Here is a 25,105-nt window from a genome sequence, read left to right on the forward strand (position 1 = left end):
GAAGCGGGCGCGAGCTTTCAAATGTGGCGAACTTCGACAATCTCGTATTCGATGACGCCGCCCGGCGTCTTCACCGCAACCACATCACCCTCTTCCTTGGCGATCAAGGCGCGAGCCAGTGGCGAGCCGACGGAAATCTTGCCGAGTTTGAAGTCAGCTTCGTCCTCACCCACGATGTGGTAAGTGACGCGCTCATCCGTCTCGACGTTGGCGATTTCCACAGTAGTGCCGAAAATCACCTTGCCAGTGTGCGGAATGCTCGTGACATCGATAATGACCTGATTCTGAATCCGGCCTTCGATGTCCCGAATCCGCGCCTCGACCATCCCTTGCTGCTCGCGAGCAGCGTGGTATTCGGCGTTTTCCTTCAGGTCACCCAGTTCACGGGCTGTCCCGATGTCCTGGCTGAGCTTCGGACGGATGACCTTGGTCAGGTGAGCGTGTTCTTCTTCCAGGGCTTTCGCACCCTGGACAGTCATTGGGTACTTGATCATGCCTTCAATCCTGCGTGTAGATCCTGCAAGCGGCGTACAGTCTTCTCTGGACCGAACTTCAGCGCTTCACAGATGGCTTCGCCAGCAGCAATAGTCGTGGTGCAGTAGATCTTGTGCTGCAGCGCGTTACGACGAATGGAGTACGAATCGGCGATCGACTGGCGACCTTCGGTGGTGTTGATGATCAGAGTGACTTCGTCATTCTTGATCATGTCGACCACGTGCGGACGACCCTCGGTCACCTTGTTCACACGACGCACTTTCAGGCCTGCGGCTTCGATCAGCTTGGCAGTACCGGCGGTGGCAACCACTTCGAAACCCAAGTTGATCAGATCACGGGCCACGCCTGCAACCAATGGCTTGTCGTCGTCACGCACGCTGATGAAGGCGGTACCGCCGGTTGGCAGCACTTCGCTGGCACCCATCTGCGCCTTGGCGAAAGCTTCGCCGAAGGTATCGCCGACGCCCATCACTTCACCGGTGGACTTCATCTCAGGGCCCAGGATCGGGTCCACACCAGGGAATTTGGCGAACGGGAACACCGCCTCTTTCACGCTGTAGAAGTTAGGAATGATTTCCTTGGTGAAGCCGATTTCTTTCAGGGTTTTACCGGCCATCACGCGAGCCGCGATCATCGCCAGGGAAACACCGATGCACTTGGACACGAACGGTACGGTACGGGAAGCGCGGGGGTTGACTTCGATGACGTAGATGTCTTCGCCTTGCAGCGCCAACTGAACGTTCATCAGGCCGACAACGCCCAGTTCCAGAGCCATTTTCTTGACCTGCTCGCGCATTTCGTCCTGGATGTGCGCAGGCAGCGAGTACGGCGGCAGGGAGCACGCGGAGTCACCGGAGTGAACACCCGCTTGCTCGATGTGCTGCATGATTGCGCCGATCACCACGTCGGTGCCGTCACAGACTGCATCCACGTCCATTTCGATGGCGCAGTTCAGGAAGTGGTCGAGCAGCACCGGGCTGTCGTTGGACACTTTCACCGCATCTCGCAGGTAGCGCTTGAGTTCTTCTTCTTCGTAGACGATTTCCATCGCGCGACCGCCCAGTACATAGGACGGACGAACCACCAGCGGATAACCGATCTTGCTGGCAGCACGAATAGCTTCGTCTTCGCTGCGCACGGTGGCGTTAGGCGGCTGACGCAGATTCAGACGCTCGACCATCTGCTGGAAGCGCTCACGGTCTTCGGCACGGTCAATGGCATCAGGGCTGGTGCCGATGATCGGCACGCCGGCTTCTTCCAAGGCACGAGCCAGTTTTAATGGGGTCTGGCCACCGTACTGGACGATGACGCCTTTTGGCTTCTCGACGCGGCAAATTTCCAGCACGTCTTCCAGGGTCACTGGTTCGAAGTACAGGCGATCGGAGGTGTCGTAGTCGGTGGAAACGGTTTCCGGGTTGCAATTGACCATGATGGTTTCGTAACCGTCATCGCGCAGGGCCAGTGCCGCGTGTACGCAGCAGTAGTCAAACTCGATGCCCTGGCCGATACGGTTTGGACCGCCGCCGAGGATGATGATCTTGTCGCGGCCCGACGGCGCGGCTTCGCACTCTTCTTCGTACGTCGAATAGAGGTAAGCGGTGTCGGTGGCGAACTCGGCTGCGCAGGTGTCGACGCGCTTGTAGACCGGGAACACTTCGAGCTTGTGACGATGGCGACGCAGGTTTTTCTCGGTGACACCCAGCAGCTTGGCCAGACGCATGTCGGAAAAGCCTTTGCGCTTGAGCTTGAACATCATGTCGCGGTCGATGCTGGCCAGACCCAGGGTCTTGATCTTCTCTTCTTCCTTGATCAGATCTTCGATCTGCACCAGGAACCACGGATCAATCATGTTCATGCCGAAGATGTCTTCGACCGACAGGCCGGCACGGAAGGCGTCAGCGACGTACCAGATACGCTCGGCGCCCGGCACGGTCAGCTCACGCTTGAGCACGCTCATGCTTTCCGGATTGCTCAGATCGAGCTTCTCGTCGAGACCGCAAACGCCGACTTCCAGACCGCGCAGGGCTTTCTGCAGGGATTCCTGGAATGTGCGGCCGATCGCCATGACTTCGCCGACCGACTTCATTTGAGTGGTCAGGCGCGCATCGGCTTTCGGGAATTTCTCGAAAGCGAAGCGTGGCAGTTTGGTGACGACGTAGTCGATCGACGGCTCGAAAGACGCCGGGGTAGCGCCGCCGGTGATTTCGTTCTGCAGCTCGTCCAGGGTATAGCCGATCGCCAGCTTGGCAGCGATCCGCGCAATCGGGAAACCGGTGGCTTTCGAGGCCAGGGCCGAGGAACGGGATACCCGCGGGTTCATTTCGATGACGACCATGCGGCCAGTGTCCGGGCAGATGCCGAACTGGACGTTGGAGCCGCCGGTTTCCACGCCGATCTCGCGCAGTACCGCCAGAGAGGCGTTACGCATGATCTGGTATTCCTTGTCCGTCAGGGTCTGTGCCGGCGCAACAGTGATCGAGTCACCGGTGTGCACGCCCATCGGGTCAAAGTTTTCGATGGAGCAGACGATGATGCAGTTGTCCTTCTTATCGCGGACAACCTCCATCTCATACTCTTTCCAGCCGATCAGGGATTCGTCGATCAGCAGCTCTTTGGTCGGCGACAGGTCCAGGCCACGGGCGCAGATTTCTTCGAACTCTTCACGGTTGTAAGCGATACCGCCACCGGTGCCGCCCATGGTGAAGGACGGACGGATGATGCACGGGAAGCCGAGCTTCTCGAGCACTGCGCTGGCTTCTTCCATGCTGTGGGCGATGCCGGAGCGCGGGCAGTCCAGGCCGATGGATTTCATCGCCTTGTCAAAGCGCGAGCGGTCTTCAGCCTTGTCGATGGTGTCGGCATTGGCGCCGATCATCTCTACGCCGAACTTCTCCAGAACGCCTTCGCGCTCCAGGTCCAGTGCGCAATTCAGGGCGGTCTGCCCGCCCATGGTTGGCAGCAACGCGTCCGGACGCTCTTTCTCAATGATCTTGGCAACGGTCTGCCACTTGATCGGCTCGATGTAGGTGGCGTCGGCCATGTCCGGGTCGGTCATGATGGTCGCCGGGTTGGAGTTCACCAGAATGACGCGGTAACCCTCCTCGCGCAGGGCCTTACAGGCCTGGGCGCCGGAGTAGTCGAATTCGCAAGCCTGGCCGATAACGATCGGGCCAGCGCCGAGAATCAGGATGCTTTTAATGTCTGTACGTTTTGGCATGGGTTTGTCACTCAAATCCGCAGGTCAGTCGGCAAGCCGTCTTGTTCAATCTGTGAGACCTTGAGGGGGCCGCCGGTTTCGGGACCGCCCTCAAGCGTTGCTGCATCAAGGCCAGCGATCAGCGTCGCTTGGCCATCTCGTTGATGAAGCGATCGAACAATGGTGCTACGTCGTTAGGGCCAGGGCTGGCTTCCGGGTGACCCTGGAAGCTGAACGCGCTCTTGTCGGTACGCTCGATGCCTTGCAGGGTGCCGTCGAACAGCGATTTGTGGATCGCCCGGACGTTGGCTGGCAAGGTCGCTTCGTCTACCGCAAAACCGTGGTTCTGGCTGGTGATCATAACCACACCGCTGTCCAGATCCTGGACCGGGTGGTTGGCACCGTGGTGGCCGTGGCCCATTTTTACGGTCTTGGCGCCGGAAGCAAGGGCCAGCAACTGGTGGCCGAGGCAGATGCCGAACACCGGAATCTCGGTTTCCAGCACATCCTTGATCGCCTGGATGGCGTAATCGCAAGGCTCCGGGTCGCCCGGGCCATTGGACAGGAACACGCCGTCCGGGTTGAGTGCCAACACGTCAGAGGCTGGCGTTTGCGCCGGCACTACAGTAACGCGGCAACCGCGCTCGACCAGCATGCGCAAGATGTTCAGCTTCACGCCGTAGTCAAAGGCCACTACGTGGTAAGGCAGCTCGGAGGCTTCGATCGTCGCGTGGCTGTCGGTTTTCAAATCCCAGACAGTCGAGCGCCATTCGTAGGTTTCCTTGGTGCTGACGACTTTCGCCAGGTCCATGCCTTTCAGGCCAGGGAACCCCTGAGCGGCGGCGATCGCAGCTTCTTCGGAAATATTGTCACCGGCCATGATGCAACCGTTCTGCGCGCCCTTTTCACGCAGGATGCGGGTCAGGCGGCGGGTGTCGATACCGGCGATAGCCACCACGTTGTTGGCTTTCAGGTAATCGGACAGGGACATCGTGTTACGCCAGTTGCTCGCAACCAGTGGCAGGTCACGGATGACCAGGCCTGCGGACCAGACGCGGTCGGACTCGGCATCTTCCGGTGTAGTACCGGTGTTGCCGATGTGCGGATACGTCAAGGTAACGATCTGTTGGGCGTAGGAAGGATCAGTAAGGATTTCCTGATAGCCGGTCATGGCGGTATTGAACACCACCTCACCAACGGTTTGACCGTCGGCTCCAATTGCTTCGCCGCGGAAAATGCTGCCGTCAGCAAGGGCGAGTATGGCTGGCTTAGTCAAGAAGACCTCCCGTAAATAAAGCCTGAAAGGGCGATCGCAGGTGTAAAAAAGCGGAGTGACGTATGGACACGTCACCCCGCTCATTCACTGAATTATTCTGCGCGCTTTTAGTGAACACACTAAAGCTGTAGCTTACAGAAAAAGGCATTTTTGGTCTACCGCCAATGAGCCTTAAAGACCCTTGGATGCGACAGGCCGTCGCTTGGCGGATTAAAACCGGGCTCAAACCGTAAGTTTGAACCCTGTTTCAGGCGCATCTCAACGCAGGTCGAGCACGTCTTGCATGTCGTAGAGACCAGGCTCACGCCCATCCAGCCACAAGGCTGCACGGACCGCGCCCTTGGCAAAAGTCATCCGGCTCGATGCCTTATGAGTGATTTCCAGGCGCTCACCTTCACAGGCAAACAACACCGTATGGTCGCCGACCACATCGCCGCCGCGCACGGTGGCAAATCCAATGGTTTCCCTCGCGCGCGCGCCAGTGTGACCTTCTCGACCGTAGACCGCCACTTCCTGCAGATCGCGATCCAGCGCAGTGGCGATCACTTCGCCCATGCGCAACGCCGTTCCTGATGGGGCGTCGATCTTGTGCCGGTGATGCGCTTCGATAATCTCGATATCAGCATCATCGCCCAACACGCGAGCGGTCATCTCGAGCAGTTTCAGCGACAGGTTCACACCGACACTGAAGTTGGCCGCGAACACGATCGGAATGACCTTGCCCGCTTCAGCCAGCAATTGCTTCTGCGCAGCGTCCAGCCCGGTCGTGCCGATGACCATCGCCTTGCCAGCCTTGCGGCAGAATGCGAGATTTTTCAGCATGACTTCCGGCAGCGTGAAGTCGATCAACACGTCGAACTCTTCAGCCACCGCTTCGATGTGCCCCGAAAGCGGCACGCCGATACGGCCCAGCGACGCCAGCTCACCAGCATCCACACCGATCAGCGTGCTGCCAGGGCGGACGATGGCCGCCGTCAGACCAGTCAGCGGCGCGCGTTGCTGCACCGCCTCGACGAGGATTTTACCCATGCGCCCGGCAGCGCCCATCACAGCTATACGTCGCATGCCGACTCCTTACAAATCGCCGAAGAAGCGCTTCACGCCTTCGAACCAACCGGTGGTTTTCGGCGAGTGGCTGTTGTCATCCGCCAGAGAACTGCGGAATTCCTCGAGCAGTTCACGCTGACGACGACCCAGGTTGACCGGGGTTTCTACCGCCACACGACACATCAGATCGCCCGCACCGCCGCCACGAACCGGGGCCACGCCCTTGCCGCGAACACGGAACTGCTTGCCGGTCTGGGTCCCCTCAGGGATCTTCAGCTTGACCCGACCATCGAGCGTCGGAATCTCCAGCTCGCCGCCCAGTGCAGCATCGACGAAACTGATCGGTACTTCGCAGAACAAATGCTTGCCGTCGCGCTGGAAGATCGCATGCTCGCGCACGTTGATCACCACGTACAGATCGCCCGTTGGGCCACCCTGCGCACCCGCCTCGCCTTCACCGGACAGACGAATGCGATCACCGGTATCGACACCAGGCGGCACTTTCACGGAAAGGGTTTTGTACTCTTCGACACGACCTTCGCCGTGGCAGGAATCGCACGGATCGGAAATGATCTTGCCCTGACCATGGCAGCGCGGACAGGTCTGCTGCACAGAGAAGAAGCCCTGCTGCATTCGAACCTGACCGATACCGCCACACGTCGGGCAGGTAACCGGCGAAGAGCCTTTCTTCGCACCCGAACCGTCACACGGTTTGCAGTTGACCAGTGTCGGAACGCGGATATTCACGGTGGTACCGCGAACCGCTTCTTCCAGATTCAGCTCCAGGGTGTAGCGCAGATCACTGCCGCGCTGGGCACCGCCACGGGCGCCGCCGCGACCGCCACCGAAGAAGTCACTGAAAACATCACCGAAGATATCGGAGAAGTTCTGATTGCCGAAGCCTGCACCACCGCCACCCATGCTCGGGTCGACGCCGGCATGACCATACTGGTCGTACGCTGCGCGCTTGCTGGAATCGGACAGCACTTCGTAGGCCTCGTTGGCCTCCTTGAACAGTTCTTCCGACGCTTTGTCATCGGGATTACGGTCCGGGTGATGTTTCATTGCCAGGCGACGGTAGGCCTTTTTCAGGTCTGCTTCGCTTGAGCCGCGCTCAACACCCAATACTTCGTAATAGTCACGCTTTGCCATAAGTCTTTTGCACTCTTAAGGACGTTCGGCAAACCCCTCCTGAGCTTCGCCAAACTCGTTGAGCCCCAATACAGGCCCGGACCCAACTCACGTCAATTCAACGATCCTGGTCTTGTTTCGATACGGTACTTTCGGCACGAAAAGCAGGAGCATTCCCGGCCATACCAGCAGCAAACGAACGCTTGTCGCATGCTGTAAAAATTCGCGTACTCCAGACACGCCAACGCGGGAGCAGGCTCCCGCGCGGCGACATCCTACCAGTCACCGCCTGAAGGCAGTCAACCGGGCGACCAACAACTTACTTTTGGTCTTTTACTTCTTCGAACTCAGCGTCGACAACGTCGTCAGCCTTTTCAGCCTTTTCGTCCTGCGGTGCAGCGCCTTCAGCAGGCTGGGCCTGTTCGGCGTACATTTTCTGCGCCACTGGAGCGGAGACTTTCGACAGCTCTTCAACCTTGGCTTCGATGGCAGCCTTGTCGTCGCCTTTGACAGCGACTTCCAGCGCAACCACTGCCGCTTCGATCGCAGTCTTCTCTTCAGCGCTCACCTTGTCGCCAGCATCGGCGACCATTTTGCGCGTCGAGTGAACCAGTGCATCGCCTTGGTTACGGGCAGCGGCCAGCTCTTCGAACTTGCGGTCTTCGTCAGCATTGGTTTCCGCATCGCGGATCATCTGCTGAATCTCTTCCTCGGACAGACCGGAGTTGGCCTTGATCACGATCGACTGAGTCTTGCCGGTAGCCTTGTCTTTCGCGCCAACATGCAGGATGCCGTTAGCGTCGATGTCGAAGGTCACTTCGATTTGTGGCACGCCACGTGGTGCTGGTGGAATCTCGGCCAGATCGAACTTGCCCAGAGACTTGTTCTGCGCGGCTTGCTTGCGCTCGCCCTGCAGGACATGAATGGTCACAGCGCCCTGGTTGTCGTCGGCAGTCGAGAACACTTGCGATTTCTTGGTAGGAATCGTGGTGTTTTTCTCGATCAGCGCGGTCATCACGCCGCCCATGGTTTCGATACCCAGAGTCAGCGGGCTGACGTCGAGCAGCAGAACGTCCTTCACGTCACCGGCCAATACTGCGCCCTGGATAGCAGCACCCATGGCAACGGCTTCGTCCGGGTTCACGTCTTTGCGAGCTTCTTTACCGAAAAACTCGGTAACCAGCTTCTGAACCAGCGGCATACGGGTCTGACCGCCTACCAGGATCACGTCGTTGATCGCGCCGATGTCAATACCGGAGTCTTTCAGGGCAATGCGGCATGGCTCGATGGTGCGTTGAACCAGGTCTTCTACCAGCGATTCGAGCTTGGCGCGCGAGATCTTCACGTTCAAGTGCTTGGGACCGGTAGCGTCTGCAGTGATGTACGGCAGGTTGACATCGGTCGAATTGCTCGAAGACAGCTCGATTTTGGCTTTTTCAGCAGCTTCTTTCAGGCGCTGCATCGCCAGCGGGTCACCTTTGAGGTTCATGCCGCTTTCTTTCTTGAATTCGTCAACGAGGTAGTCGATCAAGCGAATGTCGAAGTCTTCACCACCCAGGAATGTATCGCCGTTGGTGGCCAATACTTCGAACTGGTGCTCGCCATCAACTTCAGCGATTTCGATTACGGACACGTCGAACGTACCGCCGCCCAGGTCGTAAACGATCACGGTGTGATCGCCCTTGGCCTTGTCCATACCGTAAGCCAGTGCGGCTGCGGTTGGTTCGTTGATGATGCGCTTAACGTCCAGACCGGCAATGCGGCCGGCGTCTTTGGTCGCCTGACGCTGGCTGTCGTTGAAGTAGGCCGGAACGGTGATTACCGCTTCAGTCACAGGCTCGCCGAGGTAGTCTTCGGCGGTCTTCTTCATTTTTTTCAGAATTTCAGCCGAGATCTGTGGCGGCGACATCTTTTGGCCGTTCACTTCTACCCACGCGTCGCCGTTGTCAGCCTTGGCGATTTTGTAAGGGACCATTTTGATGTCTTTCTGTACGACTTCTTCGTCGAACTTGCGACCGATCAGACGCTTCACCGCGTACAGGGTGTTATGCGGATTGGTCACTGCCTGACGCTTGGCGGACTGGCCGACCAGGATCTCGCCATCGTTGGCGTAAGCGATGATCGACGGCGTGGTACGCGCGCCTTCAGCGTTTTCAATAACTTTAGCCTTGCCGTTTTCCAGCACGGAGACGCAGGAGTTGGTAGTCCCCAGGTCGATACCGATAATTTTGCCCATGTTAACTCTCCCGAAACTTTGGATTTGGTTGCCGCAGCAGTGGTGGCTAACTGCGGTAGCACTTAAACGCTTGACTTATAAATGGGGGCCTTGTGGCCGATTTCAAGCCTGCTCATCAATAGAAGGCGAAAGCGGTGCCGGGGCCTTGCTGACCACGACCATGGCCGGGCGCAGCAGGCGACCATTGAGCTGATAGCCCTTCTGGAACACCTTGAGTACGCTGTTCGGCTCGACGTCGGCGCTTTCCTGCATGGCCATGGCCTGATGCTGAACAGCGTTAAACGGTTCGCCGTGCGGATCTATCGCTTCCAGCTGATAACGCTTCAGGGTGTCCTGGAACATTTTCAGGGTGAGCTCGATGCCTTCGCGCATTGGACGGATGCTTTCGTCATCCGGGCTGGAGAGTTCCAGGCCGCGCTCGAGGCTGTCGATGATCGGCAGCAAATCGCCTGCAAATTTTTCCAGAGCGAATTTGTGCGCTTTTTCTACATCCTGCTCGGCGCGACGGCGGACGTTTTGCAGATCAGCCGCTACACGCAAGGCTTGATCCTGAGCGCCAGCCAGTTGCTCTTCGAGCACTTGTACACGAGCCGCCAGATCGTTGCCCGAATCCTGGGCAGTCTGGTCGCCGTCTAGATTTTGCGTATCCACTGTCTGTTCGTCAGCCATAGATTTCTCCTTTCAATAACGTCCGCGAGCTCAACCCGCGCTTCTGTCCCGATATATGGGGCCGCAAAATCCTGCTTCAAGGGTCCGTCGCGATTAACCCTACAAAAACAGCTACATTGCCCGTCACCGCCGCCGGCATTTCGTCGGTCCGTACAAATCATGCTGAAAATGGGCATTGTCAGGCCAAAACAAAACACTGTATAAATAACCAGACCTCAAGCCTGGGAGCGGCCTTTATGCTGGTGCACCTGTCCGTACACAACTACGCCATCGTCGAACATCTCGATCTCGAACTTGATCGCGGGATGAGCGTGATCACGGGTGAAACCGGCGCCGGCAAGTCGATCATGCTCGACGCACTGGGCCTGACGCTCGGCGACCGTGCCGACAGCGGCGTGGTCCGTCCAGGCGCGGACAAGGCAGACATCCTTGCTACGTTCGATCTGGTCGACATCCCGGAAGCCAGCGCCTGGCTCGCTGAGCGTGATCTGGAGAGCGACGGCCCGTGCATCCTGCGAAGGGTCATCACTGCCGAAGGGCGTTCGCGAGGCTATATCAATGGCACACCCTGCCCGCTCGGCGACCTCAAAGCCTTGGGCGAACTGGTGATTGATATCCACAGTCAGCATGAGCATCAATCGCTGCTCAAGACCGATACGCACCGCCGCCTGCTCGATGAATACGCTGGTGCCACGGACCTTGCCCGCCAAGTGCAACTTGCAGCCCAACGCTGGCGCCAGACCCGCCAGGAACTGGAACGCCTTTCCAATTCCGGCGACGAACAACGTGCTCGCCATCAGTTGCTCAGCTATCAGCTCGAAGAGCTGGAGAACCTCGGTCTCGGTGAAAACGAACTGGAGCAGCTGGAACAGGAACACAAGAACCTGACGAACGCGGAAACCCTGCTCGGTATCTGCCGGCAAGTGGTTGAGCAATGCAGTGAAAGTGATTCCGGCAATGTCTTGAATGCGCTGACCGCCAGCCTTAACCGTCTGTCGAGCGTTACCACCTCGGTGGGCGCGCTCGGCGAAGCCAGCAGCTTGCTGACCAGCGCGCAGATTCAGGTGGAAGAAGCCGTTGGCGAGCTGAACCGCTTCCTCGACAATTTCGACGCCGACCCGGCGCGCCTGCAATACCTGGAGGAGCGTCTCGATTCGATCTACACCATGGCGCGCAAGCACCGCATCCAGCCGACCGAGGTTGCCGAGATGCAACAGCGCCTGCTGGGCGAAATAGAAACCCTCAATGCAAATGATGAATCGATCGAACGTCTCAGCGATGAACTGGCCTCTTATGCCCGCCATTATCAGGAGAAAGCCAGGGAACTGAGCGATCTGCGTCATCAGGCCTCCGGCAGTCTGGCCAGCGCGGTCGAGCAGGAAATTCAGCGCCTTGGCATGCCGGGCGGCCGCTTCACCATCGAGTTGCACCCCAACAGCAGCGACGAGCTGCTGCCGAACGGCCTCGAACAAGTTGAATTACTGGTCAGTGCCAACCCTGGTCAGCCGTTGAAAGCCTTGGCCAAGGTGGCGTCGGGCGGTGAGTTGTCGCGAATCAGTCTGGCGATTCAGGTGATCACCGCACAAACGTCACGCGTCCCAACGCTGGTATTTGACGAAGTGGACGTAGGCATCGGCGGCCCGACGGCCGAGATCGTTGGTCAGTTGCTGCGCCGCCTGGGCGAACGTGGCCAGGTGCTGACAGTGACTCACCTGCCGCAGGTGGCAGCTCAAGGGCATCAACATCTGTTTGTGCACAAGGTACGAGGTGAAGATGCCACTCGCACCGCCGTCTCCAAACTGAGTAAAAATGATCGCGTGGAGGAAGTGGCGAGGATGCTGGGCGGGATCGACCTGACCAAGGAATCCTTGGCGCACGCGAAGAAAATGGTCGTCAACGCGAAAATTTAAAGACGGCAAAAAGCACGAAGGCGACCCTGGGGTCGCCTTCGCTCGTTTCGCGAACACCATGTTCGCGCGACATGCTTACTTTTTCTTGCGCACGTACAGCACAAGATTGTGATCAACCATCTCAAAGCCATACTTGTCGACGATGGCTTTCTGCAGACGCTCGATTTCTTCGTCGAAGAATTCGATCACTTCACTGGTTTCGACGTTGACCATGTGGTCGTGATGCTTGCCGTCATCCAGTTCGAAGACCGCGTGGCCTCCGTCGAAGTTGTGCCGCACCACAAGGCCAGCTGCCTCGAACTGAGTCAGAACACGGTAAACCGTGGCCAGACCGACGTCCTCACCAGCCTCCATGAGCGCCTTGTAAACGTCCTCGGCACTCATGTGGCGTTGCTCGGCGGAATCGAGCATTTGCAGAATCTTGACCCTTGGAAGGGTCACTTTGAGGCCGGCTTTGCGTAGTTCGCTATTTTCAACCATGGTCAGCTTTCTCGCGATGCTGCTTCGCAGCTTCTCTTAATGCGGGTATGATCGGCGTTTACGTTGTCCCAGCCAAGATAGTGGAAGTCGCCCACCGATGCAAAACACCAAGCTCTTGCTAACCAGTTTCACCTTTGTGGGACTGCTCGCACTCGCCGGTTGTTCATTCCCCGGGGTTTACAAAATCGACATCCAGCAGGGCAATGTCGTCACGCAGGACATGATAGACCAGTTACGCCCGGGAATGACCCGTCGGCAAGTACGGTTTATCATGGGTAACCCTCTGCTGACCGACACGTTCCATGCCGATCGCTGGGATTATCTGTACAGCCTGCAACCGGGTGGCGGTGAACGCCAACAGGAACGCATTAGCGTTATCTTCAACCCAAATGACCAACTTGTCAGCCTCTCTGGTGATTTCATGCCAGGCGTGAGTCGCGACGATGCCATTCTCGGCAAGGACACTGACACAACCGTCACTGATCCTGCGCAGAACGCCGAGCAGCCGAAACCGGAGACTCCGGCCAAGCCAGGCTCGTTGCTGGATCAAATCCAGAAGGACGTCGACGGTGTAGAAACCGTTCCGGTCCCGACTCCAGAACCGTTGGACACCTCGCCGCAATAATTTGCGACGCAATAAAAAACCCGGCATGTCCGGGTTTTTTATTGTCTGGCGATTGCTCGGGCTTACTGATTACGCGCTTTAGCCTCGGCAGCCTTGGCGGCGCGAAGCCGGCGGATCTCTTTGGGATCTGCCAGTAGCGGACGATAGATCTCGATCCGATCCCCCGACTGCACGATTCGAGTGTCGGCATCGGTAATGACCTTGCCAAAAATACCGACCGGACAATTGCTCAGGTCCAGCTCCGGGAACGCGTCACCTATTCCGGACATCGCAACCGCCGCACGCACAGCGGTGCCAGCAGGCACCGCGACAGTGAGGAGCGCCTGCCGCTCCACAGCGGCGTAGACCACCTCAACTTCCACCGTCGCCTCAGCCATGCATCTGCTTCGCCCGCTGACAAAACGCATCGACCAGCGTGTTGGCCGCCTGATTGAACAACGGCCCCAGCGTCGCGCGAATGATCGGCCCCGCGTAGTCGAATGACAGATCAAGACTGATTTTGCAGGCCTTGTCGGTGAGCGCCTTGAATACCCAAATGCCATGCAACTGAGTAAAGGGGCCTTCTTCAAGATTCATTTCGATCGATTGCCCCGGCACCAGCGTATTGCGCGTGACGAAATGCTGACTGAGGCCACCCTTGGCCACGCCAACACTGGCGCGCATATGTTCGTCAGAGCTCTCCAGAACTTCGGCCGACGAGCACCACGGCAGAAACTCCGGATACCGCGCCACATCGTTTACCAGGTCATACAGAGCTTGCGCCGGGTACGGCAGCAGGGCCGAACGTTGAATGTGTGTCGTCATGTCAGCGTCACTTCCACAGCTGGGCGGCAAACACTACGAGAATGCCGATGGGCGCCACATAGCGCATCAGGAAAAGACTGAAGGCGAACAACACCGGGCTGCGGATCGACAATTCGTCGCGCACCGCCTCGCGGCCCATCACCCAGCCTGCAAACACCACGAAACACAAACCACCGAGTGGCAACATGATTCGCGAGGTGAAGAAATCGATCACGCCGAAGAAGTCCAGACCTCCAGTCGCTCCCCATTGATAGAGATGAAACGCCCCGCCTTCGTTCACGAAAAACTTCGCTTCCTTCCAGATATTGAAGGAAAACACCGTGCCCAAGCCAACAAACCAGCACGTAAATGCGAGCCAGAACGTCACCCAGGCGCGGCTCAGTTTAGAGCGCTCCACCAGGTAAGCCACCATGGGTTCAAGCAAGGAAATGGCCGAACTCCACGCGGCGATCGCCACCAGAACGAAAAACACCACGCCCATCACTTGGCCGAACGCGACGTTACCGAACGCAAAAGGCAGGCTGACGAACATCAAACCCGGCCCTTCACTCGGATTCAGGCCCGCGGCAAAAACAATCGGAAACAATGCCAGACCGGCCACGAGCGAAACGAAGGTATCCAACAGCGCGACGCCAACTACGGTACCCGAAATCGACGAATGCTTCGGCATGTAAGCGCCGTAGATCATGATCGAACCCACGCCGACGCTCAGCGAAAAGAAAGCGTGCCCCATGGCGGGCAGCAAACCGTCGAGGACCTTTTCCGGGTGGAAGTCGAACATGAAGTGCACGCCTTCCATGAAATGCCCGGTGGTCATGCTGTAACCCAGCAACACCAGAATCATTACAAACAGCAACGGCATCATAATGCGCAGGCTTCGTTCAAGACCTGCAACCACTCCTCGGGCAATGACCAGTGCTGAAAGCAGCATGAAAACCGTGTGCCAAAGTGTCAGGCGCCATGGATCGGCGATCACATTGCCGAAATACGCACCGACCTGATCAGGCGTGACGCCCTGGAAGTCGCCACGCCCCATGTCGATGATGTAATCCAGTGACCAGCCGCCGACGACGCTATAGAAGGACAGGATCAGCAACGCCGTGATCATCCCGGCGAATGCGCCCCAGGACCATTTCGCCGAATGCCCCGCTTCCAGCGCCAGCACCTTCAGCGCGTTGGCCGGACTCTGCCGCGCGCGGCGGCCGATCAGGGTTTCCGCCAGCATGACCGGCACACCGATCAACGCGATGCATGCCAGGAACATCAGCACAAAGGCGCCACCGCCGTAGACGCCAACCATGTACGGGAATTTCCAGATGCTACCCAGGCCCACGGCCGAACCGGTCGCGGCGAGTATGAAGACCCAGCGGCTAGCCCAACTGCCGTGGACAGAAACCTTGTCTGTCGACATCGTTATCACGCCCAAGCGTTCAAAAAAGAGGGCGCATTGTCCGGGATTCAATCAACCTGCTCAAGCACGTAGCGATACCGTAGCCGACTCGCGCGCAACTCCCTATAATACCGCCCCTATGGCTAAACAGAAGAAACACCCAACAGGGACCATCGCGCAGAATAAAAAGGCGCGACACGATTACTTCATCGAACATCGGTTCGAGGCTGGTCTGGTCCTGGCCGGCTGGGAAGTAAAAAGTCTGCGGGCAAGCAAGCTACTGCTGGTTGACAGTTATGTACTGCTCAAGGATGGCGAAGCCTGGCTGCTCGGCAGCCACATCACGCCGCTGATGACCGCGAGTACGCACGTCATCGCTGATCCGACCCGCACCCGCAAATTGCTGCTCAACCGGCGCGAGCTGGAGAAGCTGGCCGCTGCCGTGCAGCAAAAGGGTTACGCCTGCGTATGCCTGTCCTGGTACTGGAGCAAGCACATGGTCAAGTGCGAAATTGCTTTGGGCAAGGGCAAGAAGGAATACGACAAGCGCGATACCGAGCGCGAGCGCGACGCCGGCCGAGAACTGCAACGCGCGGTGCGGAACAAGGGCAAGGAAGATTAATTTTCCGCGCCTGTGGCGATGACTGTGGCGAGGGAGCTTGCTCCCGCTGGGATGCGAAGCAGCCCTCGCTTTTGCGACTGCTGCGCAACCGAGCGGGAGCAAGCTCCCTCGCCACATTGAATCGCAATCGCTGCTACATCCCCTTGCGCCGCTCTGCCCGGGCCATGCGCTGCACTTCCTGACGCACCTCCTCGAGCACTTCCTGCACATACAGAATGTGTCGGCTGGAAACCTCTCGCGCCTGTTCCGCCCGCCCCTCAATAATTGCCATGTAAAGCTCTCGATGCTGAGTGATCAGCATGTCGCGAGTTTCCGTGCGTTGTTTGTACATGCCGCCAATGTTGGTCACCACGTTGCGCTTGAGCAGATCAAACAGCCCGCGAATCGTATGCAGCAGAACTGCGTTGTGGCTGGCCTCAGCGATCGCCAGGTGAAATTTCGCGTCAGCCGCGCCCTCTTCCACGCGACTGACGTCATCGTGACGCGAGTAGCAATCCTGCAACTCATTGAACGCCGCCGTCAGCCGTTCACGATCGACATCGGTCGCTCGTAACGCTGCGTAGTAGGCACAGGAGGCCTCCAGCGTATGGCGAAATTCCAGCAGATCACGTTGCGCCTCGGGATTGCTTTCGAGCAGATGCAGCAGGGGATCACTGAAGGTTGTGCCCAGCGACTCGACGACATAATTGCCGCCGCCCTGGCGACTGACCAGCAACCCCTTCGCTGCCAGCTTTTGAATCGCCTCGCGCAACGAGGGGCGTGAAACGCCGAATTGCTCGGCCAGCGCGCGCTCCGCCGGCAAGCGCTCACCAGCCTTGAGCGTGCCCTCAAGGATCATCCCCTCGAGCTGCTCGACAATATCGTCAGACAAACGGCGCTGACGAATCTGATCAAAAGCCATAACTCATTCTCCACGATCCCGACGGCTCGCCGGGCTCTCTATTCTGGCCTATCAGCCCGACACAGGCACCTGCCAGACAGCGTAGCGATGACAAAGCCGGACGCCATCAGCACCGCCTATTCGACAAAAGTTTTAGGGCGGCAAATTGACACACCCCATACAAGGCTTTTACCCTAGCCAACAGCGATTGTAAATTGGTATTACCAATTATCCAAGCACGCTGATCAGTGCCTGACCAACAACAATTAGGGGCCACCCCATATGCAAACCTGGCAACAGCTCTACAGTCCGCTCGGCAGCCTTGGCTTGTCCGCACTCGCGGCCGTCATTCCCATCGTGTTTTTCTTTCTGGCTTTGGCGGTGTTTCGCCTCAAGGGTCACGTCGCCGGCAGCATCACGCTGGCCTTGTCGATCGCGGTGGCCATTTTCGCCTTCCAAATGCCGGCTGACATGGCATTTGCCGCTGCCGGATACGGGTTCGCGTATGGCCTGTGGCCGATTGCGTGGATCATTGTCGCGGCGGTTTTCCTCTACAAACTGACGGTCAAGAGCGGGCAGTTCGAAGTGATCCGCAGCTCGGTCCTGTCGATTACCGATGACCAGCGCCTGCAGGTGCTGCTGATCGGTTTCTGCTTCGGCGCCTTCCTGGAAGGCGCCGCCGGATTCGGCGCACCGGTCGCGATTACTGCTGCACTGCTTGTCGGACTGGGCTTCAATCCGCTGTACGCCGCGGGCCTGTGCCTGATCGCCAACACCGCACCGGTTGCATTCGGCGCACTGGGGATTCCGATCATTGTCGCCGGCCAAGTGACCGGCATTGATGCCTTCAAGATCGGTGCCATGACCGGCCGGCAACTGCCATTGCTGTCGCTGTTCGTGCCGTTCTGGCTGGTGTTCATGATGGACGGCATGCGCGGCGTGAAGGAAACCTGGCCAGCGGCGCTTGTGGCGGGTTTGAGCTTCGCCATCACCCAGTATTTCACTTCCAACTTCATTGGCCCGGAACTGCCGGACATCACCTCGGCCCTGGCCAGCCTGATTTCTCTGACATTGTTCCTGAAGGTCTGGCAGCCAAAACGCGCTGCCGGCCAGCACATTGCCGGCGCTGTTTCGGCTTCCGTGGTGAGCGCCAGCGCCGGTGGTTTCGGCCTGCCGCGCAGCACGGTGGTATCGCCTTACAGCTTTGGCGAAATTCTCAAGGCGTGGTCACCCTTCCTGATTCTCACCGTGCTTGTGACGATCTGGACCCTGAAGCCCTTCAAGGCAATGTTTGCCGCCGGCGGCTCGATGTACAGCTGGGTCTTCAACTTCGCGATTCCGCATCTGGACCAGATGGTCATCAAAGTCGCGCCGATCGTGACTGCACCCACTGCAATCCCGGCGGTGTTCAAACTCGACCCGATCTCGGCCACCGGCACGGCGATTTTCTTTTCCGCGCTGATCTCGATGCTGGTGCTGAAGATCAATGTCAAAACTGGTCTTACCACTTTCAAAGAGACGCTGTACGAGCTGCGTTGGCCGATTCTGTCCATCGGCATGGTGCTGGCATTCGCTTTCGTCACCAACTATTCCGGCATGTCATCGACCATGGCTCTGGTACTGGCAGGTACAGGCGCGGCGTTCCCGTTCTTCTCGCCATTCCTGGGCTGGCTGGGCGTGTTCCTGACCGGCTCGGATACCTCGTCCAACGCCCTGTTCAGTTCGCTGCAAGCGACCACTGCGCACCAGATCGGTGTCAGCGATACCTTGCTGGTAGCGGCAAACACCAGCGGCGGCGTAACCGGCAAGATGATCTCGCCGCAGTCGATTGCCGTGGCCTGCGCCGCGACCGGCCTGGTGGGCAAAGAATCGGATCTGTTTCGCTTCACCCTTAAGCACAGCCTGTTCTTTGCAACGATTGTCGGCGTGATTACTTACGTCCAGGCCTACTGGCTCACCGGCATGCTGGTGCACTGACGGACTACGGGTAGAAACGTAAACCGACGCCGGACCACGACTCCGGCGTCAGCTATTCACCACCCGGTCTGTAAGGCTGCTGAAAGCAACGCTCTTTATATTCAGCAGCCTCAGCAGACGGATAACCGGGCCCACCCGGAGACGCCTGATGAGCGAGCTTTTTTACAACGCCGTGCCGAACGCGACCCGTGTCGCCCCGCCACTGCCCGAACCTCGGCAATACCCCAGCGAGAAACCGTCGCGGGTCTATCTGTTCGGGACCTGCGTGGTGGATTTGTTCTACCCGGAAGCCGGGATGGATGCGATTCGTCTGCTGGAGCGCGAAGGCATTCGTGTCGAGTATCCGCAAGGGCAGAGTTGCTGCGGGCAACCGGCGTACACCTCCGGTTACACCGATCAGGCCCGGACCGTGGCGCGCTCGCAACTGGCGCTGTTTGCCGGTGATTTTCCGGTGGTGGTGCCGTCTGGATCGTGCGCAGGCATGCTGCGCGAACATTATGCCGACTTGTTCAAGGACGAGCCGCAGATGCTGAAACAGGTTCAGGCGCTGGCCGCTCGAACCTATGAATTGGCCGAGTTTCTGCTGTTTGTCTGCAAGGTGCAGCTCAAGGACAGCGGCGAACCGGTGAAAGTGGCGTTGCACACATCGTGCTCGGCACGTCGGGAGATGAACACTCACCTGCACGGCCGCGAACTACTGGCGCAGTTGAGCAACGTGGAACGGGTCGAGCACAGCCATGAAAGTGAATGCTGTGGCTTCGGCGGGACATTCAGCGTCCGTATGCCAGACATTTCCGGCGCCATGGTGGCCGACAAGACCCGGTCGCTGAAAGACTCCGGCGCACACATGGTGCTCAGTGCCGATTGTGGTTGCCTGATGAACATCAACGGCGCGCTGGAGAAACAAAAGGAAGCGCTGCGCGGCCAGCATCTGGCCAGTTTCCTTTGGCAAAGAACCGGAGGCGTCCAATGAACGCTTCCGCGATTATTCCTACGGTTGCCGTAGAAGAAGACTTCCGCGCTCGGGCTCACAAGGCCCTGGACGACAAGCAGTTGCGAAACAACTTTCGCACCGCGATGGATTCATTGATGACCAAACGGGCAGCGTCCTTCAGCGATGCCCACGAAAGAGAACATCTGCGAGCGCTGGGCAATGCAGTCCGCGCCCGTGCTTTATCCAAGTTGCCCGACCTGCTCGAGCAGCTTGAACAGAACCTGACCCGCAACGGTGTGACAGTGCACTGGGCGGAAACGGTGGACGAGGCCAATGGCATCGTCTTGTCGATCATCCGCGCTCACGAGGGGCGGCAAGTGATCAAGGGCAAATCGATGGTCAGCGAAGAAATGGAAATGAATCATTTCCTCGCTGATCGTGGCATTGAATGCCTGGAGTCGGACATGGGCGAGTACATCGTCCAGCTCGACCACGAGAAGCCTTCACACATTATTATGCCGGCGATCCACAAGAATGCCGGTCAGGTCGCGTCCTTGTTCCACGACAAACTTGGCGTGGAGTACACCAAGGACGTTGACCAACTTATTCAGATCGGTCGCAAAGTCTTGCGACAGAAATTCTTTGAAGCGGACATCGGCGTCTCCGGCGTCAACTTCGCCGTGGCTGAAACCGGTACGCTGCTGCTGGTTGAAAACGAAGGCAACGGACGGATGACCACCACGGTGCCGCCGGTGCACATCGCCGTCACCGGCATCGAAAAAGTCGTGGAAAACCTTCGCGACGTGGTGCCACTGTTGTCGCTGCTGACCCGTTCGGCACTCGGCCAGCCGATCACCACCTACGTCAACATGATCTCCGGCCCGCGCAAGGCACATGAACTCGACGGCCCGCAGGAAGTGCATCTGGTGTTGCTGGACAACGGTCGCAGCCAGGCGTTTGCCGACAGCGAATTGCGCCAGACCCTTAACTGCATCCGCTGCGGCGCGTGTATGAACCATTGCCCGGTCTACACCCGAATCGGCGGCCACGCCTATGGGGAGGTTTACCCCGGGCCTATCGGAAAAATCATCACCCCGCACATGGTCGGCCTGGCGAAAGTCCCCGACCATCCGAGCGCTTCGTCGCTATGTGGCGCGTGCGGTGAGGTCTGCCCGGTGAAGATTCCGATCCCGGCGCTGCTGCGTCGACTGCGCGAAGAAAACGTCAAAGCCCCGAATGATCCGAAGCACATCATGCGCGGCCAGGGCAGCAAATATTCGCGTAAGGAACGCTTTATCTGGAACGCCTGGGCCAGGCTCAACAGCTCGCCCACCCTGTATCGCCTGTTCGGATTTTTCGCCACGCGGTTACGCGCTCTAACGCCAGGCAACGTCGGCCCGTGGACGCAAAATCACAGCGCCCCGAAACCCGCCGCTCGCACACTGCACGACATGGCCCGTGAGCATCTGACCAAACAGGGAGATCGTCGATGAGTGCCAAGCAAAATATCCTCACCAAGCTACGGAAAAGTCTGACAGGCACTACACCGGTCCCTGACGAGTTCGACGTCGAATTGGTGACGGCGCCCTACACCTACACGGCGGAACAGCGCATCCCGCAATTGCGCAAACTGATGGAGGCCGTGCACACGGAAATCCATCTGACCTGCGACGAAGGGTGGCCAGCACTGCTGGCGCAACTGCTGCACGATCGTCAGCTGCCGAGCCTGCTGATCGCACCGACGACACCTCACGGAGCGCGTGTCACTCAGCACTGGGCGAAAAATCCTGGTCTGCCAGCGCTGACGCCCTACGATCGACCGGTCGAAGAATGGAAAGCCGAGTTGTTCAACGACACGCCGGCCAGCCTGACGACTACGCTGGGAGCAATCGCTGCGACCGGTAGTCTGATTCTCTGGCCGACGCGGGAAGAACCGCGCTTGATGAGCCTGGTGCCGCCGGTGCATTTCGCCCTGCTCAAGGCCAGTGCGATCCGCGACAACTTCTATCAGGTGCAGCAGGAGTTGCGCTGGGCCGACGGCATGCCGACCAATGCGCTGCTGGTGTCCGGCCCTTCGAAGACCGCCGATATCGAGCAGGTGCTGGCGTATGGCGCCCACGGTCCGAAAGACCTGGTGGTTTTGATTCTGGAGGACCAATGAGTTTACCGACGGCTTTCCTGCGTGATGTGCAGCAACTGATTCCACCGCAGCGGCGTTTCGATGATCCGCTGTCGACCCTGGCTTTCGGCACCGACGCGAGTTTTTATCGGTTGATTCCGCAGCTGGTAATCCGCGTCGAGTCTGAAGATGAAGTGGTGGCGTTGCTCCAACTGGCGCAGCGCGATCAGGTCGCGGTGACTTTCCGCGCCGCCGGCACCAGCCTGTCCGGCCAGGCGATCAGTGATTCGGTGCTGATCGTCCTGGGGGATAACTGGAACGGTCGTGAAATACGCGGGCAAGGCACGCAGATCCGCCTTCAACCCGGTGTGATCGGCGCACAGGCCAACGCGTGGCTGGCACCGTTCGGACGCAAGATCGGCCCTGACCCGGCCTCGATCAACGCCTGCAAAATCGGTGGCATTGTTGCCAACAATGCCAGCGGCATGTGCTGCGGCACGGCGCAAAACACCTATCACACACTGGCTGGCATTCGTCTGGTGCTGGCCGATGGCAGCCGCCTCGATACCGAAGACGCTGCCAGCGTTGCCGCATTTCATGAGAGCCACGCCTCACTGCTTGAAAGCCTGGCGACGCTCGGTCGCGAGACTCGCGCCAACGCCGAACTGGCTGCACGAATCCGCCACAAATACCGTCTGAAAAATACCACCGGCCTGTCGCTCAATGCGCTGGTGGATTTCGATGAGCCTGTGGATATCTTGAGCCACTTGCTGGTGGGATCCGAGGGCACGCTGGGCTTCATCAGCGCCGTGACTTACGACACGGTGATCGATCATCCGAACAAGGCGTCGGCCCTGATCGTTTTCCCGGATGTGGAAACTTGCTGCAATGCCGTCACGGTGCTGAAAAGCCAACCGGTGTCCGCCGTGGAACTGCTCGACCGGCGCAGTTTGCGCTCGGTTCAGGACAAACCCGGCATGCCCGCTTTCGTACAGCAATTGTCGAATAATGCCTGTGCGCTGCTGATCGAATCCCGCGCAGCAACGTCCACGCTACTGCGTGAACAACTGGCGCAGATCATGACGTCGCTGGCGTCATTCCCGGTGGAAAAACAAGTCGACTTCACTGAGGACCCGCTGGAAAACGCCCGACTCTGGGCGATCCGCAAAGACACCTTTCCCGCTGTCGGTGCCGTGCGCAAAACCGGCACCACGGTGATCATCGAAGACGTGACCTTCCCGGTCGAACAACTGGCCATTGGTGTGAACCGCCTGATCGAGTTGTTCGACAAACATCACTACGACGAAGCGATCCTTTTCGGACACGCACTGGAAGGCAATCTGCATTTTGTCTTCACCCAGGGCTTCAACAATTCCCAGGAAATCGCCCGCTATCAGGCGTTCATGGACGACGTCGCGCAATTGGTCGCGGTGGAGTTCGGCGGCTCGTTGAAAGCCGAGCACGGCACCGGCCGCAATATGGCGCCCTTCGTCGAACTGGAATGGGGCAGCGATGCTTACCAGTTGATGTGGCAGCTCAAACGCCTGCTCGACCCGAACGGGATTCTCAATCCGGACGTGGTGCTCAGCGACGATCCGCAGATCCACCTCAAACACCTGAAACCGCTACCGGCCGCCGACGAGATTGTGGATAAGTGCATCGAGTGCGGTTTCTGCGAGCCGGTCTGCCCGTCCAAAGGACTGACCCTCAGCCCGCGCCAGCGCATCGTCATCTGGCGCGACATTCAGGCGAAGAAGCGTGCGGGCGTCGATACCACTGAACTGGAAGCGGCTTACGATTATCAAGGCATCGACACCTGCGCCGCGACCGGTCTCTGCGCTCAACGTTGCCCTGTAGGCATCAATACTGGCGAGCTGGTGAAAAAGCTGCGTAGCCGTAAAGCGACGCATACGAAAACCGCCAGCTGGCTTGAAGGAAATTTCGCCACCGCCATGCAAGGCGCGCGCTTCACGTTGCATGCGGCCAACGGCGCGCGAATGCTGTTGGGAGCGCCGCGACTGGCGAAACTTTCCGCCACACTGACGAAGCTGTCCAGAGGGCGTGTCCCGCAATGGTCCAGCGCCATGCCCCAGCCCGAGAGAGCGATTCGGTTCAGCCCCAGCGTCTCGGATGAGCGCCCGCGCGTGGTGTATCTGGCGGCGTGCGTGTCGCGCGTCATGGGCCCGGCGGCCGGCGATAAAGAACAAATGTCCCTGTACGACAAAACCCGCGGATTGCTGGAAAAGGCCGGTTACCAGGTCGTTTTTCCAGACAATCAGGACAGTCTCTGCTGCGGTCAGCCCTTTGCGTCCAAAGGCTACGCTGAGCAGGCGGAACACAAACGCCAGGAGCTGATCGGCGCACTGCTGCACGCCAGTCGCGGCGGACTCGATCCGATTTATTGCGACACCAGCCCGTGCACGTTGCGCTTGATTCAAGACCTGGGAGAGGTTCGACTCGACCTTTACGATCCAGTGCGTTTCATCCGTACGCACCTGATGGATCGACTGGACTTCACGCCGCAAGAAGCGCCGATTGCCGTACATGTCACCTGCAGCACTCAGCATCTTGGAGAGAGCCAGGCGCTGATTGATCTGGCGCGCAAGTGCAGCAAAACCGTGGTCATCCCCGAAGGGATTCACTGTTGCGGATTTGCCGGCGACAAAGGCTTCACCACGCCGGAGTTAAACGCACACGCGCTGAGGTCGTTGAAGGACGCTGTGCAATATTGCAGCGAGGGTATTTCCACCAGCCGCACCTGTGAGATCGGTCTGACGCAGCACGGCGAAATCGACTACCACGGGCTGGTCTATTTGGTAGACCGCGTCACTCAGGCAAGGGCGGGCTGAAGAAAAAATAGAACCCTGACGTGTCGCTGTAGTCCACTGAGTAAGCCCGGCAAAATGCCAGGCCCTACCCAATCGGCAGCCCGTCCTGACGGCCAGCGATGCCTGGACCTTCAGACCAAGGAGAAATACATGAACCGTTCTGTACTGTTAGGTCTGTTCGTTACTGCTTCCATGATGGCTTCCACTTCGTTTGCGGCATCGGAAGACCTCTGCGCAACCAATCTGCAGACCATCGAAAATGCCAAAGCGCAGATTCAAGCCAAGAATATGCAGAGCCAGGTAGACGCCAGCGTCCAGCAAGCCAAGGCGCATCAGGCAATGAACACCAAGGATGGCACTGAGAAATGCATCGCTGAAACCCAGCGGACCATCCAGGAATTGCAGAAAACCAGTAGCTCCAATAACTGATCTTTGATCAGGGCGCCAACCTTCGGGTTGGCCTTCTGAGCGTCGTTGTCGTACACT

The 25,105-nt window shown here is 58.6% G+C and carries 21 protein-coding genes; 9 read left to right on the forward strand and 12 right to left on the reverse strand.

Annotated elements, in window-relative coordinates; genetic code table 11:
* Positions 1-17: 17 nt before the first annotated feature.
* The 7 genes from greA to grpE form a co-directional block, all read right to left on the reverse strand.
* On the reverse strand, positions 18-494 hold the full coding sequence (gene greA / locus ACYZTS_RS03570; RefSeq protein WP_028623125.1) for a transcription elongation factor GreA: 477 nt from the start codon (positions 492-494) through the stop codon (positions 18-20).
* Positions 491-3,712 carry a carbamoyl-phosphate synthase large subunit gene (carB, locus tag ACYZTS_RS03575; protein ID WP_461994045.1) on the reverse strand — a complete coding sequence of 1,074 codons (3,222 nt, stop codon included), beginning with the start codon at positions 3,710-3,712 and terminating at the stop codon, positions 491-493. The genes greA and carB overlap by 4 nt, the downstream gene beginning before the upstream one ends.
* Before the next feature lie 118 nt (positions 3,713-3,830).
* Positions 3,831-4,967 (reverse strand): glutamine-hydrolyzing carbamoyl-phosphate synthase small subunit, encoded by a 1,137-nt coding sequence (carA, locus tag ACYZTS_RS03580; RefSeq protein WP_028623123.1) that lies wholly within the window; start codon positions 4,965-4,967, stop codon positions 3,831-3,833.
* Positions 4,968-5,225: 258 nt separating this feature from the next.
* Complete coding sequence (gene dapB / locus ACYZTS_RS03585; RefSeq protein WP_028623122.1) at positions 5,226-6,032, reverse strand: 4-hydroxy-tetrahydrodipicolinate reductase; 807 nt, start codon at positions 6,030-6,032, stop codon at positions 5,226-5,228.
* A 9-nt stretch (positions 6,033-6,041) separates the two neighbouring features.
* Positions 6,042-7,166, reverse strand: coding sequence for a molecular chaperone DnaJ (gene dnaJ, locus ACYZTS_RS03590; protein WP_033050695.1), 1,125 nt, complete (start codon positions 7,164-7,166; stop codon positions 6,042-6,044).
* A gap of 298 nt (positions 7,167-7,464) precedes the next feature.
* The gene (gene dnaK, locus ACYZTS_RS03595; RefSeq protein WP_461994048.1) at positions 7,465-9,381 is read right to left on the reverse strand and encodes a molecular chaperone DnaK; all 1,917 of its coding nucleotides are present in this window, start codon (positions 9,379-9,381) and stop codon (positions 7,465-7,467) included.
* 102 nt (positions 9,382-9,483) lie between these two features.
* The gene (gene grpE, locus ACYZTS_RS03600) at positions 9,484-10,050 is read right to left on the reverse strand and encodes a nucleotide exchange factor GrpE (RefSeq protein ID WP_461994050.1); all 567 of its coding nucleotides are present in this window, start codon (positions 10,048-10,050) and stop codon (positions 9,484-9,486) included.
* A 236-nt stretch (positions 10,051-10,286) separates the two neighbouring features.
* On the opposite strand from grpE, the gene recN reads away from it, so the two are divergent.
* Entirely contained in the window at positions 10,287-11,960 is a 1,674-nt protein-coding gene (gene recN, locus ACYZTS_RS03605; protein ID WP_461994052.1) for a DNA repair protein RecN, read from the forward strand.
* 75 nt (positions 11,961-12,035) lie between these two features.
* Here the strand turns inward: recN and fur are convergent, their stop codons facing one another.
* Positions 12,036-12,440, reverse strand: coding sequence for a ferric iron uptake transcriptional regulator (fur, locus tag ACYZTS_RS03610; protein ID WP_003197684.1), 405 nt, complete (start codon positions 12,438-12,440; stop codon positions 12,036-12,038).
* Positions 12,441-12,537: 97 nt separating this feature from the next.
* On the opposite strand from fur, the gene ACYZTS_RS03615 reads away from it, so the two are divergent.
* The gene (locus ACYZTS_RS03615; RefSeq protein WP_028623117.1) at positions 12,538-13,065 is read left to right on the forward strand and encodes an outer membrane protein assembly factor BamE; all 528 of its coding nucleotides are present in this window, start codon (positions 12,538-12,540) and stop codon (positions 13,063-13,065) included.
* A gap of 62 nt (positions 13,066-13,127) precedes the next feature.
* Here the strand turns inward: ACYZTS_RS03615 and ACYZTS_RS03620 are convergent, their stop codons facing one another.
* Genes ACYZTS_RS03620 through ACYZTS_RS03630 form a run of 3 tightly spaced genes read right to left on the reverse strand, consistent with a single transcriptional unit; the run spans position 13,128 to position 15,280 of the window.
* Positions 13,128-13,442 carry an RnfH family protein gene (locus tag ACYZTS_RS03620; RefSeq protein ID WP_028623116.1) on the reverse strand — a complete coding sequence of 105 codons (315 nt, stop codon included), beginning with the start codon at positions 13,440-13,442 and terminating at the stop codon, positions 13,128-13,130.
* Positions 13,435-13,869: a type II toxin-antitoxin system RatA family toxin gene (locus tag ACYZTS_RS03625; RefSeq protein ID WP_028623115.1), complete on the reverse strand. Its 435-nt coding sequence runs from the start codon at positions 13,867-13,869 to the stop codon at positions 13,435-13,437. The genes ACYZTS_RS03620 and ACYZTS_RS03625 overlap by 8 nt, the downstream gene beginning before the upstream one ends.
* 7 nt (positions 13,870-13,876) lie before the next feature.
* The gene (locus ACYZTS_RS03630; RefSeq protein WP_461994055.1) at positions 13,877-15,280 is read right to left on the reverse strand and encodes a sodium-dependent transporter; all 1,404 of its coding nucleotides are present in this window, start codon (positions 15,278-15,280) and stop codon (positions 13,877-13,879) included.
* A 118-nt stretch (positions 15,281-15,398) separates the two neighbouring features.
* Between ACYZTS_RS03630 and smpB the strand changes: the two genes are divergently transcribed.
* Positions 15,399-15,881, forward strand: coding sequence for an SsrA-binding protein SmpB (gene smpB, locus ACYZTS_RS03635; RefSeq protein ID WP_461996337.1), 483 nt, complete (start codon positions 15,399-15,401; stop codon positions 15,879-15,881).
* A gap of 133 nt (positions 15,882-16,014) precedes the next feature.
* On the opposite strand, the gene ACYZTS_RS03640 is transcribed toward smpB, so the two are convergent.
* Positions 16,015-16,782, reverse strand: coding sequence for an FCD domain-containing protein (locus ACYZTS_RS03640; protein WP_461994057.1), 768 nt, complete (start codon positions 16,780-16,782; stop codon positions 16,015-16,017).
* A gap of 261 nt (positions 16,783-17,043) precedes the next feature.
* On the opposite strand from ACYZTS_RS03640, the gene ACYZTS_RS03645 reads away from it, so the two are divergent.
* The 6 genes from ACYZTS_RS03645 to ACYZTS_RS03670 all read left to right on the forward strand — a co-directional run bounded on the left by ACYZTS_RS03645 (position 17,044) and on the right by ACYZTS_RS03670 (position 25,048).
* A complete protein-coding gene (locus tag ACYZTS_RS03645; RefSeq protein ID WP_461994059.1) occupies positions 17,044-18,738 on the forward strand; it encodes a lactate permease LctP family transporter in 1,695 nt (564 codons plus the stop codon).
* A 148-nt stretch (positions 18,739-18,886) separates the two neighbouring features.
* Complete coding sequence (locus ACYZTS_RS03650; RefSeq protein ID WP_461994061.1) at positions 18,887-19,711, forward strand: (Fe-S)-binding protein; 825 nt, start codon at positions 18,887-18,889, stop codon at positions 19,709-19,711.
* The gene (locus ACYZTS_RS03655) at positions 19,708-21,165 is read left to right on the forward strand and encodes a LutB/LldF family L-lactate oxidation iron-sulfur protein (RefSeq protein ID WP_461994063.1); all 1,458 of its coding nucleotides are present in this window, start codon (positions 19,708-19,710) and stop codon (positions 21,163-21,165) included. Before ACYZTS_RS03650 ends, ACYZTS_RS03655 begins: the two co-directional genes overlap by 4 nt.
* Positions 21,162-21,833 carry a LutC/YkgG family protein gene (locus ACYZTS_RS03660; protein ID WP_461994065.1) on the forward strand — a complete coding sequence of 224 codons (672 nt, stop codon included), beginning with the start codon at positions 21,162-21,164 and terminating at the stop codon, positions 21,831-21,833. The genes ACYZTS_RS03655 and ACYZTS_RS03660 overlap by 4 nt, the downstream gene beginning before the upstream one ends.
* A complete protein-coding gene (locus tag ACYZTS_RS03665) occupies positions 21,830-24,640 on the forward strand; it encodes an FAD-binding and (Fe-S)-binding domain-containing protein (RefSeq protein ID WP_461994067.1) in 2,811 nt (936 codons plus the stop codon). Before ACYZTS_RS03660 ends, ACYZTS_RS03665 begins: the two co-directional genes overlap by 4 nt.
* Positions 24,641-24,769: 129 nt before the next feature.
* Positions 24,770-25,048, forward strand: a complete 279-nt coding sequence (locus ACYZTS_RS03670; RefSeq protein WP_028624572.1) for a hypothetical protein — start codon at positions 24,770-24,772, stop codon at positions 25,046-25,048.
* Positions 25,049-25,105: the final 57 nt, after the last annotated feature.

It is taken from the genome of Pseudomonas sp. TMB3-21 (assembly GCF_054898145.1).